At 59.7% G+C, this 15888-nt stretch carries 13 protein-coding genes and 1 tRNA gene; 11 read left to right on the plus strand and 3 right to left on the minus strand.

The window, feature by feature from the left end:
* Window positions 1–26: 26 nt before the first annotated feature.
* Window positions 27–332 carry a helix-turn-helix domain-containing protein gene (locus JYJ39_RS09370; RefSeq protein ID WP_205203850.1) on the minus strand — a complete coding sequence of 102 codons (306 nt, stop codon included), beginning with the start codon at window positions 330–332 and terminating at the stop codon, window positions 27–29.
* Window positions 333–582: 250 nt separating this feature from the next.
* Here JYJ39_RS09370 and JYJ39_RS09375 point away from each other — a divergent pair.
* From JYJ39_RS09375 to recN, 3 genes are all read left to right on the plus strand, one after another.
* Window positions 583–670, plus strand: a tRNA-Ser gene (locus JYJ39_RS09375).
* 36 nt (window positions 671–706) lie between these two features.
* The gene (locus JYJ39_RS09380; protein ID WP_205203852.1) at window positions 707–1606 is read left to right on the plus strand and encodes an NAD kinase; all 900 of its coding nucleotides are present in this window, start codon (window positions 707–709) and stop codon (window positions 1604–1606) included.
* Between the two features lie 22 nt (window positions 1607–1628).
* Entirely contained in the window at window positions 1629–3284 is a 1656-nt protein-coding gene (recN, locus tag JYJ39_RS09385) for a DNA repair protein RecN (protein WP_205203854.1), read from the plus strand.
* Between the two features lie 48 nt (window positions 3285–3332).
* On the opposite strand, the gene fur is transcribed toward recN, so the two are convergent.
* Complete coding sequence (gene fur, locus JYJ39_RS09390) at window positions 3333–3749, minus strand: ferric iron uptake transcriptional regulator (protein ID WP_205203856.1); 417 nt, start codon at window positions 3747–3749, stop codon at window positions 3333–3335.
* 103 nt (window positions 3750–3852) lie between these two features.
* Between fur and JYJ39_RS09395 the strand changes: the two genes are divergently transcribed.
* The 6 genes from JYJ39_RS09395 to greA all read left to right on the plus strand — a co-directional run bounded on the left by JYJ39_RS09395 (window position 3853) and on the right by greA (window position 12880).
* The gene (locus JYJ39_RS09395) at window positions 3853–4350 is read left to right on the plus strand and encodes an outer membrane protein assembly factor BamE (protein WP_205203858.1); all 498 of its coding nucleotides are present in this window, start codon (window positions 3853–3855) and stop codon (window positions 4348–4350) included.
* A 2-nt stretch (window positions 4351–4352) separates the two neighbouring features.
* Window positions 4353–5168, plus strand: coding sequence for a 4-hydroxy-tetrahydrodipicolinate reductase (gene dapB, locus JYJ39_RS09400; RefSeq protein WP_205203860.1), 816 nt, complete (start codon window positions 4353–4355; stop codon window positions 5166–5168).
* An 18-nt stretch (window positions 5169–5186) separates the two neighbouring features.
* The gene (locus JYJ39_RS09405; protein WP_205203862.1) at window positions 5187–7718 is read left to right on the plus strand and encodes a response regulator; all 2532 of its coding nucleotides are present in this window, start codon (window positions 5187–5189) and stop codon (window positions 7716–7718) included.
* A 133-nt stretch (window positions 7719–7851) separates the two neighbouring features.
* Window positions 7852–8985 carry a glutamine-hydrolyzing carbamoyl-phosphate synthase small subunit gene (gene carA / locus JYJ39_RS09410; RefSeq protein WP_205203973.1) on the plus strand — a complete coding sequence of 378 codons (1134 nt, stop codon included), beginning with the start codon at window positions 7852–7854 and terminating at the stop codon, window positions 8983–8985.
* Between the two features lie 143 nt (window positions 8986–9128).
* Window positions 9129–12335, plus strand: a complete 3207-nt coding sequence (gene carB / locus JYJ39_RS09415; protein ID WP_205203863.1) for a carbamoyl-phosphate synthase large subunit — start codon at window positions 9129–9131, stop codon at window positions 12333–12335.
* 68 nt (window positions 12336–12403) lie between these two features.
* Window positions 12404–12880 carry a transcription elongation factor GreA gene (greA, locus tag JYJ39_RS09420; protein ID WP_205203864.1) on the plus strand — a complete coding sequence of 159 codons (477 nt, stop codon included), beginning with the start codon at window positions 12404–12406 and terminating at the stop codon, window positions 12878–12880.
* A 39-nt stretch (window positions 12881–12919) separates the two neighbouring features.
* Here the strand turns inward: greA and JYJ39_RS09425 are convergent, their stop codons facing one another.
* Entirely contained in the window at window positions 12920–13270 is a 351-nt protein-coding gene (locus JYJ39_RS09425; RefSeq protein ID WP_205203865.1) for a YhbY family RNA-binding protein, read from the minus strand.
* A 38-nt stretch (window positions 13271–13308) separates the two neighbouring features.
* Here JYJ39_RS09425 and rlmE point away from each other — a divergent pair, with 38 nt between their 5' ends.
* On the plus strand, window positions 13309–13926 hold the full coding sequence (gene rlmE / locus JYJ39_RS09430) for a 23S rRNA (uridine(2552)-2'-O)-methyltransferase RlmE (protein ID WP_205203866.1): 618 nt from the start codon (window positions 13309–13311) through the stop codon (window positions 13924–13926).
* 54 nt (window positions 13927–13980) lie between these two features.
* Window positions 13981–15861 carry an ATP-dependent zinc metalloprotease FtsH gene (gene ftsH / locus JYJ39_RS09435; protein ID WP_205203867.1) on the plus strand — a complete coding sequence of 627 codons (1881 nt, stop codon included), beginning with the start codon at window positions 13981–13983 and terminating at the stop codon, window positions 15859–15861.
* The last annotated feature ends 27 nt before the right edge of the window (window positions 15862–15888 follow it).

Raw genomic sequence — 15888 nt, forward strand, 5'->3', positions numbered from 1 at the left:
CCCTGTCGTGCCGGGATGCTGCGGAATCAGGCTGCTTTCTTGGTGCGGTTGCGAGCAGCTTTCTTCAGGGTCTTGAACAGTTCCGGTTCCTGTGAACGCAGGTACTCGGCTACTTCCCAGTCTTCCTGCTTGATGTTCTTGACGTCGATTTGTTCGACGTGCACCAGACGCAGCAGCTCGCGCACCGGTTTCGGCATGTTGCGACCGCTTTCATAGCGGGAGCCGCCGCTCTGCGTCACGCCCAGAGCAGACCAGAATTGCTGCTGGTTCAGGCCGAGTTTGCGACGGATTTCGCGCGGGTCGATCTTTTCGATCACTTTGGTGGATGCCATGGTTTTCTCCTATGCAAGGAAGTTTGATATAAATATTTGTGCTTTCTAACTATGACTTAAGTCATATGCCGAATTGTAGAGGGGGATATGACGAAGAGCAAGATATTCATGACGAATTTTGTATGGCGAATGTGTAACCGGAGGTGACGTTTCGCTATGCAGAACACAGTAGAAAAATCATCGAAGCAGCCGGAAGCTGGCTTGCCTTGTGATATCATCCGCCGCGTTTTGAACCACCGAAACAGCGCAAGGAAGCGTGGCAGAGTGGTCGATTGCACCGGTCTTGAAAACCGGCAACGGGCAACCGTTCGTGAGTTCGAATCTCACCGCTTCCGCCAGCGATTTGTGCCTGAACTCGCCGCCATGACGTCCCCATGAATCGATTGCGCCAGCCCCGCACCATTGCCCTGGTGGGCAAATACAACAGCCCTGAAATCGCGGAGTCTTTGTCGCGCCTGGCGCAATATCTGCACGAACGGGGTGTGTCGGTGTTCATCGAGCGGGAAACGGCCGGGCATATTGGCAAGCTGGTGGATCTGGCACGTTGGGTGACCTGCGGTTTCAACGACATTGGCGCACATGCCGATGTCGCGATCGTGCTCGGCGGCGATGGCACGATGCTGAACGCGGCACGTCGTCTGGCGCGTTACTGCGTGCCATTGGTCGGTGTCAATCAGGGACGGCTTGGCTTCATGACCGACATCGCCCGCGATGACATGCTGACCTGCATGGACGATCTGCTGGATGGTAATTTCCAGCCGGAAAGTCGTATGTTGCTGGCGGCTGAGGTGTTGCGCGGGGGGCGGGAAATTGCTTCCAATCTCGCCTTGAACGATGTCGTGATTGACAAGGGGGCCATTGGCCGCCTGATCGAATTCGAGCTGTTTATTGACGGTGAATTCATTTTCAACTTGCGTTCGGACGGCCTCATTGTTTCCACGCCGACGGGTTCCACGGCCTATGCGTTGTCTGCCGGTGGCCCCATCCTGCACCCGACGCTGACCGGGATTGCCCTGGTGCCGCTGTACCCGCATGCGTTGACCTATCGGCCGGTGACGGTGAATGACACGGTGGAGATCGAACTGCGCATCACGCATGCCGACGATCCGCGGGTGCACTTCGATGGCCAGGTCACGCAGGATTTGCAGGTGGGCGATAGCGTGCGTATTCACCGCTCGGATCATGCCATCTCGTTCCTGCACCCGCCGGGCTACAGTTATTTCTCGATGCTGCGGCAGAAGCTCCAGTGGAGCGAACGGCCCAAAGGCAGCTGAATGGCAAGCGAAAAGGAAAGCGATGCTGCGCCAATTATCACTACGTGATTTTGTCATTGTCGATCGGCTGGAACTCGAGTTTTCCTCGGGTTTTTCCGTTCTGACCGGGGAAACCGGGGCGGGGAAGTCGATTCTGATCGATGCCTTGGCGCTTGCTCTGGGCGAGCGAGGAGATGCCGGCGTGGTGCGTGCGGGCTGCGACAAGGCCGAAATCGTTGCCCTGTTCGATATTGCTGCGCTGCCGGCGGTGGCTGCCTGGTTGCAGGCTAACGACCTGGCTGCCGATGATGACCTCATGTTGCGTCGGGTGGTCGATGCCAACGGCCGTTCGCGGGCCTGGATCAATGGTACGCCAGCGACGGTGCAGCAGTTGCGTGAGGTGGGAGAGCATCTGGTCGATATTCATGGCCAGCATGCGCATCAGTCCTTGTTGCGCGGTGATGCGCAGCGGCAATTGCTGGATGCGCATGCCGGTCTTGAGGGACAGGTCAGGGCGGTCGGTGAAGCCTGGCGCCAGTGGCGGGCGGCGGATGGTGCCTGGCGCGAGGCCAGTACTCAGGCCGAGGCGCTGGGCCGTGAGCGTGAGGATCTGAGCTGGCAGGTGCAAGAACTGGCGCAACTTGATCTGGGTGAAGACGAATGGGCGGCGCTGGATGTCGAGCATCGTCGTCTGGCGCATGCGGCCAGCCTGATCGAAGGCGCGCAATTTGCCCTGGCGGCGCTCGCCGAAGGCGATGCGGCGTGCCAGGAAACGATAGACCAGGTTGCCGGACGACTGGACAGTCTGGCCGCGTTCGATCCGGCGCTGGCGGAGGTTGCCGGCGTGCTGGCTTCGGTCCAGGCTGAGTTGAGCGATGCGGTGTCATCGCTGCGGCGTTATGCCGAGCGGGCGGATCTGGACCCGGCGCGTCTGAGTCAAGTCGAGCAGCGGATGGGGGCTGTGCTGGCGCAGGCGCGGCGTTTCCGGGTGGCGCCGGAAGCTTTGCCGGAAGTATTGCGTGCTGCCCGCGAGCGGCTGGATGCACTCACTGCCGCCAGCGATCTCGGGGCACTGGAACGCCAGGCGCAGGCGGCAGAACAGGAATTCCGTCTGCTGGCGGGGCGACTGAGCGAGGCGCGTCAGGAGGCAGCACAGGCGATGAGCGTGGCGGTCAGTGCGAGCATGACGCAACTGGCGCTCGGTGGCGGGCGTTTCGAGGTGGCGTTGCTGCCGCAACCCGCCGGGACAGTCCATGGTCTCGAGCAGGTCGAATTCCGCATTGCCGGGTTGTCGGGCCAGGAGGCGCGGCCTCTGGCGAAGGTGGCGTCCGGTGGTGAGCTGTCCCGCATCAGTCTGGCCATTCAGGTGCTGACTTCACGTTCGGCGGCGGTGCCGACTCTGATTTTCGATGAAGTGGATGTCGGTATTGGCGGCGGTGTGGCCGAAATCGTCGGACGTCTGCTGCACGAACTGGGGCTGGAGCGTCAGGTGCTGTGCGTGACCCACCTAGCGCAGGTCGCGGCGCGTGCCGATGCGCAGTGGCGGGTGGCGAAAACGACACGCGCCGGGGAGGTGCTGTCGTCGATTCAGCTGCTGGACAGCGCAGAGCGGGTTCAGGAAATCGCCCGCATGCTGGGCGGTGTCGAATTGACGGAAATCACCTTGCAGCACGCGCAGGAAATGCTGGCGCGCCAGTAAGGCGGGGTACAAGGAGAAAGTGGCCGGCTACCGACTGCGTCGTGTCAGTTATTTGTTCTGACAATCGCGGCACTGGCCATAGAGATAGAGGGCGTGGTCCTGAATCTTGAACCCGTGCTCCAGTGCCACCCGGTCCTGCCGCTTTTCGATTTCGGGGTCGTAAAACTCGGCTACCTTGCCACACTGGACACACACCAGATGATCGTGGTGCTTGCCGTGGTTGATCTCGAAAACGGCTTTGCCGGATTCGAAGAAGTGCCGTTCGAGCAGCCCGGCCTGCTCGAACTGGGTGAGTACGCGATAAACGGTAGCCAATCCGATGTCCATGTTGTCGGCTAGGAGAAGGCGATAGACGTCTTCCGCCGTCATGTGGCGCAAATCGCTTTTTTCGAACAGTTCGAGAATTTTCAAGCGGGGGAAGGTGGCCTTGAGACCGATATCCTTGAGGCTCTGGGGGTTGCTCATGGTGGGATTCCTGTTTCGTTGTGCGTTATCGGTGCCGCTGGCTGGCGGTTCGGGTATGATATACCGCTTCCTTGCTGCCATGAAATTATCCCCGGAATCTTCCATGCGTCACACACGCTTTTCCCTTCTGGCGGCGTTTGCTCTCTTCATGACGGGCTGCGCCTATAAACCGAGTTTCATCAACGAATACAAGATCGACGTGCAGCAGGGTAACGTGCTGACGCAGGACATGGTGGCGCAACTCAAGCCGGGGCAGACGCGCGAACAGGTGCGTTTCATTCTGGGCAGTCCGTTGCTGACCGACGTGTTCCACCGGGAGCGCTGGGACTACGTCTACTATTTTCGCGATGGCAGTACGCGCAAGGTACAGCGGCGCCAGTTTTCCGTATTTTTCGATGCGGACCACCGCTTGAGCCGGGTGTCCGGCGATGTTGAGGTTGCTGCTACGGAAGAGTTGACGACGCCGCAGGCGCGTACACGGGTCATCGACCTGGGAGCGATCAGCGAGCAGGATGCGGCAGCGGGTATGCCGGCGCCGGTTGAAGAGGAATCTGAGCAGCCGGGCTTTTTCCGGCGGATGTTGAACTGGGTAGGGTTGTAAAAATGAATCAAGTAGTCAGGCCGCGTATCGGCATCGTGGGTGCCAGCGGGCGTATGGGCCGCATGTTGCTTGAAGCGGTATTGAAGGATGCGGATGTGGCGCTGGGCGCCGCTTTTGATCTGCCTGGCAGTTCTTCGATTGGCGTCAATGCGGGCGCCTTGGTGGGGCTGTCCAGCGATGTCTTGGTGAGCGCCGATCTGGCAGCGGGCATGCAGCAGATCGATTGCCTGATCGATTTCACCCGTCCGGAAGGCACCCTGCAGCATTTGGCACTGTGCCGACAGGCGGGGGTGGGCATCGTCATCGGGACGACCGGTTTCGATGCGGCTGGCAAGGAGGCGATTGCCGACGCGGCACGTGATATCCCGGTGGTGTTTGCGCCGAACATGGCCGTGGGCGTGAATCTGGTGTTCAAACTGCTTGATACGGCGGCACGCATCCTGTCCACGGGGTATGACATCGAGGTGGTTGAAGCGCATCACCGCATGAAAATTGACGCGCCGTCGGGTACGGCGCTGCGCATGGGCGAGGTGGTGGCAGCGGCCCTTGGGCGTGATCTGGAAAGCTGTGCGGTGTATGGGCGCGAAGGCGTTACCGGTGAGCGCGATCCCTCCACGATTGGATTTGCGACCGTGCGCGGCGGCGATATCGTCGGCGATCATACGGTGATGTTCTGCGGCCTGGGCGAACGTGTTGAAATCACCCACAAGGCGAGCAGTCGCATGCCGTATGCCTTGGGCAGCCTGCGCGCCGCCCGCTTCATCGCTGGCCGCAAGAACGGTCTGTTCGACATGCAGGACGTCCTCGGCCTGCGCTGATCGGATGCGCCAGCAGCCATGAAATCCAGTCTGCTTGCCCGTCAGCTGCAAAGTCTGTTCGGTGGCGAGAAAGATGAGGGTTTTCGTCTGGCGCTGGCGCAGGCCAGAAATGGCAATAGTGCGCCCCTGCTGGCGCAACTGGAGCCCTTGATTGAGCAGGTCGATAGTGCCTATGCGGCCTATGTCAATCTGAATCAGTGGACTACGGTCCTCTCTGGCGACGCCTTGATGGACTGGAATCTGCTGACCGGGGCCATCGATGTCAAGCGCGGCTGGAAGGAAATGCTGGGCTATGACAAAACGGAGCTGGGCGATAGCGTTGTCCAGTGGCAGCAGCTGCTGCACCCGGAAGATGCGCGGCGCTTTCAGGAAGCGCTGGCGGTTCATGTCGAACGGCGGGACCGCTGGTTCGAACTGGAATGTCGCTTGCGCGGCAAGGACGGTGGCTGGCGCTGGTGCCTGATGCGCGGTGCAGTGGCCGCCCGTGATGCGGCTGGGCAGCCTGTTCGATTGCTGCTCCTGCAGCGCGATATTGCCTCCTTCAAACGGACTCAGGCCGAACTGATCGAGGCGCGCGACCTGGCCGAATCCGCCAGTCAGGCGCGGGGCACTTTCCTGGCGAACATGAGCCACGAAATCCGCACGCCGATGAATGGCATTATCGGCATGACGGAGCTGGCGCTCGATACCGATCTGGATGCCGAACAGCGCCACTATTTGCGCACGGTCAAATCTTCGGCCGAATCCTTGCTCGGCATCGTCAATGACGTGCTCGATTTTTCCAAGATCGAAGCGGGTAAGATGGATATCGAGGCGGTTGCCTTTCCCGTCGAGGAGGTTATCTTCGAGGCGGTGCGGGTGCTGGCAGTTGATGCGCACAGCAAGGGGCTGGAACTGGTGGTCGATGTTGCGCCGGGCGTGCCCGAACGTCTGGTCGGTGATCCGACCCGCCTGCGTCAGCTGCTGCTTAACCTGGTGGGCAATGCCATCAAATTCACCGAGCGGGGTGAGGTGTGCGTACGCGTCGAGATTGAAACGGGGGCGGCGGGTGACGTGCTGCTGCACGTGACGGTGCGCGACACCGGGATGGGTATTCCATTGTCCAAGCAGCAGGCGATCTTCGCTGCCTTTACCCAGGCTGATGCGTCGACGACGCGGCGCTTTGGGGGTACGGGTCTGGGACTGGCGATCTGTACCAAGCTGGTGCAGTTGATGCAGGGTCAGATCTGGTTGGAAAGCGAGGAAGGCAAGGGCTCCTGTTTTCATTTCACGGCGCGGATGGGCTATGTCGATGATGCCGGCGAACAGCCGGACGCAGAGGAGAGTTTTACCGGGCGTCGGGCGCTTGTGGTCGAGAAGAACGCGGGTGCGGCCTTGTGCCTGCAGACCATGCTTGAACGCCAGGGGATCAAGACGGCTGTTCTGGCAGAGCCGGCGCAGGCGGTTACGGCGATCGACATGAACCGCACTTTGGATCAGGCTTTTGACTATCTGCTGGTGGATGTCGACATGCCCGCGCCAGGTGGCATGGCCCTGATTGAAAGCTGGCGCCAGGCCGGTCAGCATGAGCGCGTGCTGGCCTTGCTCACGACCGATAATCAGCGCCGGGAAATCGGCCGCTTACGGGAACTGGGTGTACAGGTACATCTGATGAAGCCGGTGGGGCGCGGTGACATCAGTGCTGCCCTGATGCTGCTGGAGCAACAGGGGCGCGAGCGGCAAAGTGATTTCGGCCCGGCGCAGCCGGAGGCAAGCCGTAGTCTGCGTATCTTGCTGGTGGACGATAACCCGGTGAATCAGGAAGTGGCTCGCCGTCTGCTCCAAAAACAGGGGCACAGGATCAAGATTGCCAACCATGGTGGCGAGGCGGTGGATATGTTCGAGCAAGGGTCATTCGATGTGATCCTGCTGGATATGCAGATGCCCGTAATGGGAGGGGTCGAGGCGGCGGAGGCGATCCGGGCGCGCGAACTGCGGCGCAGTTGGGTGGTGTCGCGTGAATTTCAGCCGATATATATCATCGCCATGAGCGCCAACGCACAGGGAAGCGACCGGGAGCAGTGTCTGGCGGCCGGTATGAACGACTACGTTGTGAAGCCCCTGATTCTGGATGAATTGCACGCTGCGCTGGCCAAGGTGCCAGCGGCCGGCGATGGCAACTGGGTGAGTGCCAGCAGTGTTGGTGGTGTGCTCGCTGATGGCTGTCTTGACTTGCCGGGGGCCTTGGCCAACCTGGGTGATGTGGATCTGCTGGTGACCATGGCCAGCATGTTCCTGGAGGACTGGCAGAACTACATCGACAAGCTGGCGCGTGCTCTGCACGCACGGGATGCGGCCAACTCGCGTCTGCATGCGCACACCTTGAAGGGATTGCTGGCCATGTTCAACGCCGAGGTGGCGCGCGCCCACGCGCTGATGATCGAGGGCGCGATGACCGGAGAAAGCCAGGACTGGGATGAAGTGGGCCATGAATTCTCTGCGTTGCAGAGCGAAATGGCACGTATCCGCCCGCAATTGATGCGCTTTGTCGAGAAGCGTTCGGTCGACTGAAAAGCTTGCTGGATTTGCCTGCAAAAGGGCTTCTCAGCTAAAATACGCCGGTTAAGCGCGCCGTGGAGGGATGAACATCCCTCCTTTTTGTGTGCGCGCAAGCAAAAAAATCAGGAGAGCCGACGTGTCGTTGCTGCCATCATTCACCCCCGCCATCCTCGCCCTCGCCGACGGGACGGTATTCAAGGGGTATTCCATCGGCGCAGACGGCCTCGCGAGTGGCGAAATCGTCTTCAATACCGCCATGAGCGGTTACCAGGAAATTCTGACCGATCCTTCCTATACGCGTCAGATTGTCACGCTGACCTATCCGCATATTGGCAATACCGGTTGTAACAGTGAAGATTGTGAGTCCGCCGATCATTTTGCTGCCGGGCTGATCATCAAGGATTTGCCGCCGGCTTCGAACTGGCGCAGCGAGGAAACGCTGGACGCCTATCTGCGCAGAAACGGCATCGTCGGCATTGCGGGTATCGATACCCGCAAGCTGACGCGCATCTTGCGCGATTCGGGTGCGCAGGCCGGTTGCATCCTTGCCGGTGATGTCGACGAGGAAAAAGCCTTGACGATGGCCCGGGCCTTTCCGGGACTGGCAGGGATGGATCTGGCAAAGGTGGTGTCAACCGCTACGCCCTATGAATGGACGGAAACCGAGTGGACCCTGAACGGTTTTGGTCAGCAAGGTGACACCCGTTTCCATGTGGTGGCCTACGATTTCGGTGTCAAGCGCAACATCCTGCGTATGCTCGCAGATCGTGGCGTACGCGTGACTGTGGTGCCGGCCCAGACGCCGGCAGCCGAAGTGCTGGCCATGAAGCCGGACGGTGTCTTCCTGTCCAATGGCCCTGGCGACCCGGAACCATGTACCTACGCCATTGATGCCATCCGCGAGATTCTCGATGCGGGCGTGCCCACTTTTGGCATCTGCCTGGGGCACCAGCTGCTGGCCCTGGCTTCCGGCGCCAAGACCATGAAAATGAAATTTGGTCACCATGGTGCCAACCATCCGGTGAAGGACCTGGATTCTGGCAAGGTGCTGATCACCAGCCAGAATCACGGTTTTGCGGTCGATGCATCCACCTTGCCGGCTAATCTGCGGGTGACGCATGTATCGTTGTTCGATGGTTCAAATCAGGGTATTGCCCGCACCGATGTGCCGGCTTTTTCCTTCCAGGGGCACCCGGAAGCCATTCCGGGGCCGCACGATGTTGCCCATCTGTTCGACCGTTTCCTCGATTGCATGACGCGTGGTGTCGCGGCACTTTGAGAAAAGATCGAGGGGGCTGGCGCAGGGTGAGACCGGTCAGCTCCCGGAATGAGAAGCCAACGAATATTTATGGAGATGCGAAGAGGATGGCGTGACGAGGCTGGGGCAATCCCGTATCCCTCACATATCCCTTCCAAGAGAAAATGCCGAAACGTACAGACATTCAAAGCGTCCTGATCATTGGCGCCGGTCCGATCATCATCGGCCAGGCCTGTGAATTCGACTACTCCGGTGCTCAGGCCTGCAAGGCACTGCGCGAGGAGGGCTACAAGGTCATCCTGGTGAATTCCAATCCGGCGACCATCATGACCGACCCGGAAATGGCCGACGTGACCTATATCGAGCCAATTACCTGGCAGGTCGTCGCCAAGATCATCGAGAAAGAACGTCCGGACGCGCTGCTGCCGACCATGGGCGGTCAGACCGCGCTCAACTGCGCGCTCGACCTTGACCGCGAAGGCGTGCTGGCCAAGTTCGGTGTCGAGTTGATCGGCGCTTCCAAGGAAGCCATCGACAAGGCCGAGGACCGGCAGAAATTCAAGGACGCCATGACCAAGATCGGTCTTGGCTCTGCGCGTTCGGCGACTGCCCACAGCATGGAAGAAGCCTATCAGGTGCAGGCGATGGTTGGTTTTCCGACCATCATCCGTCCGTCCTTCACCCTGGGGGGGACCGGTGGTGGTATCGCTTACAACATGGAAGAGTTCGAAACCATCTGCAAGCGTGGTCTGGAAGCGTCGCCAACACACGAATTGCTGATTGAGGAATCCCTGCTCGGCTGGAAAGAGTTCGAGATGGAAGTGGTGCGCGACAAGGCGGACAACTGCATCATCATCTGTTCGATCGAGAACCTTGACCCGATGGGGGTCCATACCGGCGACTCCATTACCGTCGCGCCTGCACAGACACTGACGGACAAGGAATACCAGCTGCTGCGCAATGCTTCCATTGCGGTGCTGCGTGAGATCGGCGTCGATACCGGTGGCTCCAACGTGCAGTTCGCCATCAATCCGAAGGATGGTCGCTGCATCGTCATCGAGATGAACCCGCGTGTCTCGCGCTCTTCCGCGCTGGCATCGAAGGCCACCGGTTTCCCGATCGCCAAGATCGCCGCCAAGCTTGCCGTTGGCTACACCCTCGACGAACTGGCCAACGACATCACCGGCGGCAAGACGCCGGCGTCGTTCGAGCCGTCGATCGACTACGTCGTTACCAAGGTGCCGCGGTTTGCTTTCGAAAAATTCCCGCAAGCGGATTCGACGCTGACGACACAGATGAAATCGGTCGGCGAGGTCATGGCCATGGGGCGCACCTTCCAGGAATCGCTGCAGAAAGCACTGCGTGGCTTGGAAGTCGGTGTGGACGGCTTTAACCTGCGCTCAGTCGATCCGGAAACCATCGATGAACAACTGGCCATCCCGTCGCCGGATCGCCTGTGGTATGTCGCCGACGCCTTCGGTGTCGGCATGAGCGTGGACAAGGTGTTCGAGCTGACCAAGATCGATCCCTGGTTCCTTACCCAGATCAAGGAAATCGTCGATCTTGAACTGGCTGTTGAGAAGCGCCAGCTGTCTTCTCTGACTGCCGAGGAAATGCGTTTCCTGAAACAAAAAGGGTTTTCCGACCGGCGCCTGGCCTATTTGCTCAAGGCAAGCGAGGCCGAGTTTCGCAAGCAGCGCCATGCGCTGGGTGTGCGCCCGGTGTACAAACGGGTCGATACCTGTGCGGGTGAGTTTTCGACCGGTACCGCCTACATGTACTCGACCTACGAGGACGAGTGCGAGGCCAATCCGACCGATCGCAAGAAAATCATGGTGCTCGGTGGTGGGCCGAACCGCATCGGTCAGGGCATCGAATTCGACTACTGCTGCGTGCATGCGGCGATGGCCATGCGCGAAGACGGTTACGAAACGATCATGGTGAACTGCAATCCGGAGACGGTGTCGACCGACTACGATACGTCGGATCGCCTGTACTTCGAGCCGCTGACCCTGGAAGACGTACTCGAGATTTGTGCCATCGAGAAGCCGGAAGGCGTGATCGTTCAGTATGGCGGCCAGACGCCACTGAAGCTGGCGCTGGCGCTGGAAGCCAATGGCGTGCCGATCATTGGCACGACGCCGGAATCGATCGATATCGCCGAAGACCGTGAGCGCTTCCAGAAACTGCTGCACGATCTCGGCCTGAAGCAGCCGCCCAACCGTACTGCACGTACCGAAGAGGAGGCCTTGCGCCTGGCGCAGGAGATCGGTTACCCGCTGGTGGTCCGCCCATCCTATGTGCTGGGTGGTCGTGCCATGGAGATCGTGCATGAGCAGAAAGACCTCGAACGCTACATGCGTGAGGCGGTCAAGGTGTCGAACGATTCTCCGGTGCTGCTGGATCGCTTCCTCAACGATGCCATCGAGTGCGACGTCGATGCCCTTTCCGACGGCAAGGAAGTGCTGATTGGCGGCGTCATGGAGCACATCGAACAAGCCGGCGTGCACTCGGGCGACTCGGCCTGCTCGCTGCCGCCGTACTCGTTGAGCAAGGAAGTTCAGGATGAATTGCGCCGACAGACCAAGCTGATGGCCAAGGCGCTCAACGTGTGCGGCCTGATGAACGTGCAGTTTGCGATCAAGGACAACGACGTTTACGTGCTCGAAGTCAATCCGCGCGCGTCGCGCACCGTGCCTTACGTGTCCAAGGCGACCGGGCTGCAGCTGGCGAAAATTGCCGCCCGCTGTATGGCAGGCAAGAGCCTGGCGGCACAAGGGGTGACCAAAGAGGTGATTCCGCCGTATTTCTCGGTGAAGGAGGCGGTCTTCCCCTTCGTCAAGTTCCCCGGCGTCGATACCATTCTTGGCCCGGAGATGAAGTCCACCGGTGAGGTGATGGGGGTGGGCAAGACATTTGCCGAAGCCTTCATCAAATCGCAACTGGCTGCGGGCGTGCGCCTGCCGCGTCAGGGCAAGGTGTTCATGTCGGTCAAGGACAGCGACAAGCAGAAAGTCATCGAGATTGCCCGGCATCTGGTTGATGCAGGCTTCCAGTTGGTGGCCACGCGCGGCACGGCCCATGCCATTGAGGCAGCCGGTCTGCCGGTACAGGTGGTCAACAAAGTGACCGAGGGGCGGCCGCACATCGTCGACATGATCAAGAACAATGAAATCGCCTTGATCATCAATACGGTGGAAGAAAAGCGCGCCGCAATCAATGACTCACGCTCGATCCGGACCTCCGGCCTGCAGGCCCGGGTGACCATTTACACCACGATCTGGGGTGCCGAGGCTGCGGCGGAAGGTATTCGCAATCTGGGCGAGATCGTGGTCTATCCGATCCAGGAACTGCACGCCGAACTCGCTTAATCCAACCTTATATTGCCGCCGGCTTGCCCTTTGACGGGTGCCGGCGGTTTTGCTTTTTGGGGAGAAAAATGAACAAGGTTCCATTGACCGTCAAAGGTGCTGAACTGCTACGCGACGAATTGCAGCGTCTGAAGACAATCGAACGGCCTGCTGTGGTCGCCGCCATCGCCGAAGCGCGCGCCCATGGCGACCTGTCGGAAAATGCGGAATATGATGCCGCCAAGGAGCGCCAGGGCTTCATCGAAGGGCGCATCAAGGAAGTCGAGGGTAAGCTGTCGAATGCGCAGATCATCGATCCGGCATTGCTGGATGCCGATGGCCGCTGCGTCTTCGGGGCGACCGTGGAGATGGAGGATCAGGACTCCGGAAACAGCGTCACCTACCAGATCGTCGGCGAAGATGAGGCTGACATCAAGGCCGGTAAGATTTCCGTGAATTCACCGGTGGCGCGCGGTCTGATTGGCAAGTACGCCGGCGACCTGGCACAGGTTCAGACGCCAGGTGGAATTCGTGAATACGAGATCATTGACGTACGTTACGAGTAAAGCGAGACCAGTCGGGCGGGGTTGCCGCCCGCAGGTGTTTCAGCTTTGAAAACTGCGCTTGGTCCGCCGTGCAGGAGCCTGTTGCGGGGCGGATTTTTTGCTGGCGGCAGCTGTTTTTTCCGGATTTTCCCGATACACGACCAGTAATTTCCCGATATGCTGTACCGCCGCAGCGTCAAGTTCCTGACAGATGGTGGCGAGATAACTCAGGCGATTATCCCGGCTGTCGCCGTAGACACGGATCTTGATCAGTTCGTGGGCGGTGAGACAGGTATCGATTTCTTTCAGGACACTGTCGCTCAGACCATTCTCGGCGATGGAAACGACCGGGTTCAAACCGTGGGCACGGGCGCGCAGTTCGCGAACCTGGGTGGAAGTCAGTTGCGGCATGTGATTAAACCTTTTTAAAAACGGCATTTTACCGAAGAATGAAGCGAACCAGAACCAGCAAGGCATGGATGCAGGAGCATGTGAACGATCCCTACGTGCAGCAGGCCAAGAAAGATGGCTGGCGTTCGCGGGCCGCGTTCAAGCTGCTGGAGATCGACGCCAAGGACAAACTCCTCAAGCGGGGCGAAGTCGTGGTGGATCTGGGGGCAACCCCGGGCGGCTGGTCACAGGTGGCCGTACAGTGCGTGGGTGAATCAGGTCTGGTCCTCGCGCTCGATCTGCTGGAGATGGCCCCGATCCGCGGTGTCCATTTCATTCAGGGTGATTTTCGCGAGGATGCTGTGCTGACACAGCTGGAAGAGGCGCTCGGCGAGCGTGAAGTGGGAGTTGTGCTGTCGGACATGGCCCCCAATATGTCGGGTGTTGCGGTCATGGATCAGGCGCGGGTAATGCATCTGGCAGAACTGGGGCTGGATTTTTCGCGAGCCCATCTGAAACCCGAAGGTGCTTTCCTGGTCAAAGTTTTCCAGGGGCGCGATTACGAAGCGTTCGTCAGGGCGATGCGTGAGACCTTTCAGAATGTCGTGGTGCGCAAACCCGATGCGTCGCGTGACCGTAGTGCGGAGGTTTACCTTTTGGGACGCGGTTTGCGTTGAGAAATTGTTTAGAATGACGGTTTTGTTGCTTGTCGAAGACAAAGGAGTACTCGCTTGAACAATATGTTCAAAAATCTCGCAGTCTGGGTGGTGATCGGTCTGGTGCTGATGACGGTGTTCAACCAGTTCAACACACGCCAGGCCGCCCCGGGAGCGATGGAGTATTCGCAATTCCTCGAGGAAGTGAAGCAGGGGCGGATCAGCAAGGTCGTGATGGAAGGGCGCACGCTCAAGGCGACCACCAATGACGGTAAACGCATCACCAGTTACGCACCGCCTGATCTGTGGCTGGTTTCCGATCTGCTCAAGTACGATGTCAAGATCGAGGCCAAGCCGGATGAAGAACCGTCTTTCCTGATGAGCATCTTTGTCAGCTGGTTCCCGATGCTGCTGCTGATTGGTGTATGGGTTTTCTTCATGCGCCAGATGCAGGGTGGCGGCAAGGGTGGCGCGTTCTCCTTCGGTAAATCGAAGGCGCGCATGATGGATGAGTCCACCAATGTCATCACCTTTGCCGATGTTGCCGGTTGCGACGAGGCCAAGGAAGAGGTCCAGGAAATCGTTGATTTCCTGCGCGATCCATCGAAATTCCAGAAGCTCGGCGGACGCATCCCGAAGGGCGTGCTGATGGTTGGTAATCCAGGTACGGGCAAGACCCTGCTGGCGAAGGCGATCGCCGGTGAGGCCAAGGTGCCGTTCTTCTCGATTTCCGGTTCCGATTTCGTCGAAATGTTCGTCGGCGTCGGCGCCGCGCGTGTGCGCGACATGTTCGAGAACGCCAAGAAGCACGCGCCGTGCATCATCTTCATTGACGAAATCGATGCGGTCGGTCGCCATCGTGGCGCTGGTCTTGGTGGCGGCAACGACGAGCGCGAGCAGACGCTGAACCAGTTGCTGGTCGAGATGGACGGCTTCGAGGGGCACTCGGGCATCATCGTCATCGCCGCCACCAACCGTCCGGACATCCTCGACCCGGCGCTGCTGCGCCCGGGCCGTTTCGACCGCCAGGTCGTGGTGCCGTTGCCGGACATCCGTGGCCGCGAGGAAATCCTTAAGGTGCACATGCGCAAGGTGCCGATCGCCGGTGACATCAAGGCCGACATCATCGCTCGCGGCACCCCGGGTTTCTCCGGCGCCGACCTGGCCAACCTGGTCAACGAGGCTGCCCTGTTTGCTGCCCGCGGCAACAAGCGTCTGGTTGATATGGAGGACTTCGAGAAGGCCAAGGACAAGATCATGATGGGCGCCGAACGCCGCAGCATGGTGATGACCGAGGAAGAAAAGATGAATACGGCCTACCATGAGTCCGGCCACGCTGTGGTCGCCAAGCTGGTGCCAAAGTCTGATCCGGTGCATAAGGTCACCATCATTCCGCGTGGCCGTGCCCTCGGCCTGACCATGCAGTTGCCGGAGCAGGATCGCTATGCCTACGACAAGCAGTATCTGCTGTCGCGTATTGCCGTCCTGTTTGGTGGGCGCATCGCCGAAGAACTGTTCATGAATCAGATGACCACCGGTGCCTCGAACGATTTCGAGCGTGCCACCGCCATGGCCCGCGATATGGTCACCCGCTACGGCATGTCCGATCTTGGGGTGATGGTGTACGGTGAGAATGAGGGTGAGGTCTTCCTCGGTCGCTCGGTGACGCAGCACAAGAACGTTTCCGAAGCGACGATGCAGAAGGTGGATGCTGAAATCGGCCGCATCATTGATCAGCAGTACGCACTGGCTCGTCGCTTGCTCGAGGAAAATCGGGACAAGGTGGAGGCGATGACAAAAGCGTTGCTTGAATGGGAAACCATTGATGCCGAGCAGATCGATGACATCATGGCCGGCAAGCCGCCGCGCCCACCGAAACCGGCCCAGAGTCTGTCCACGCCGGCCTCACCGGACCAAACTCCGGGCGCCGAACCCAGCGCTCCGGCGACCGCTTGATAACCGACTGACCTATTTGCCGGAAGC

Origin of the sequence: Azonexus hydrophilus, assembly GCF_905120355.1 — a bacterium.
In the GTDB taxonomy this organism is placed as follows: domain Bacteria; phylum Pseudomonadota; class Gammaproteobacteria; order Burkholderiales; family Rhodocyclaceae; genus Azonexus.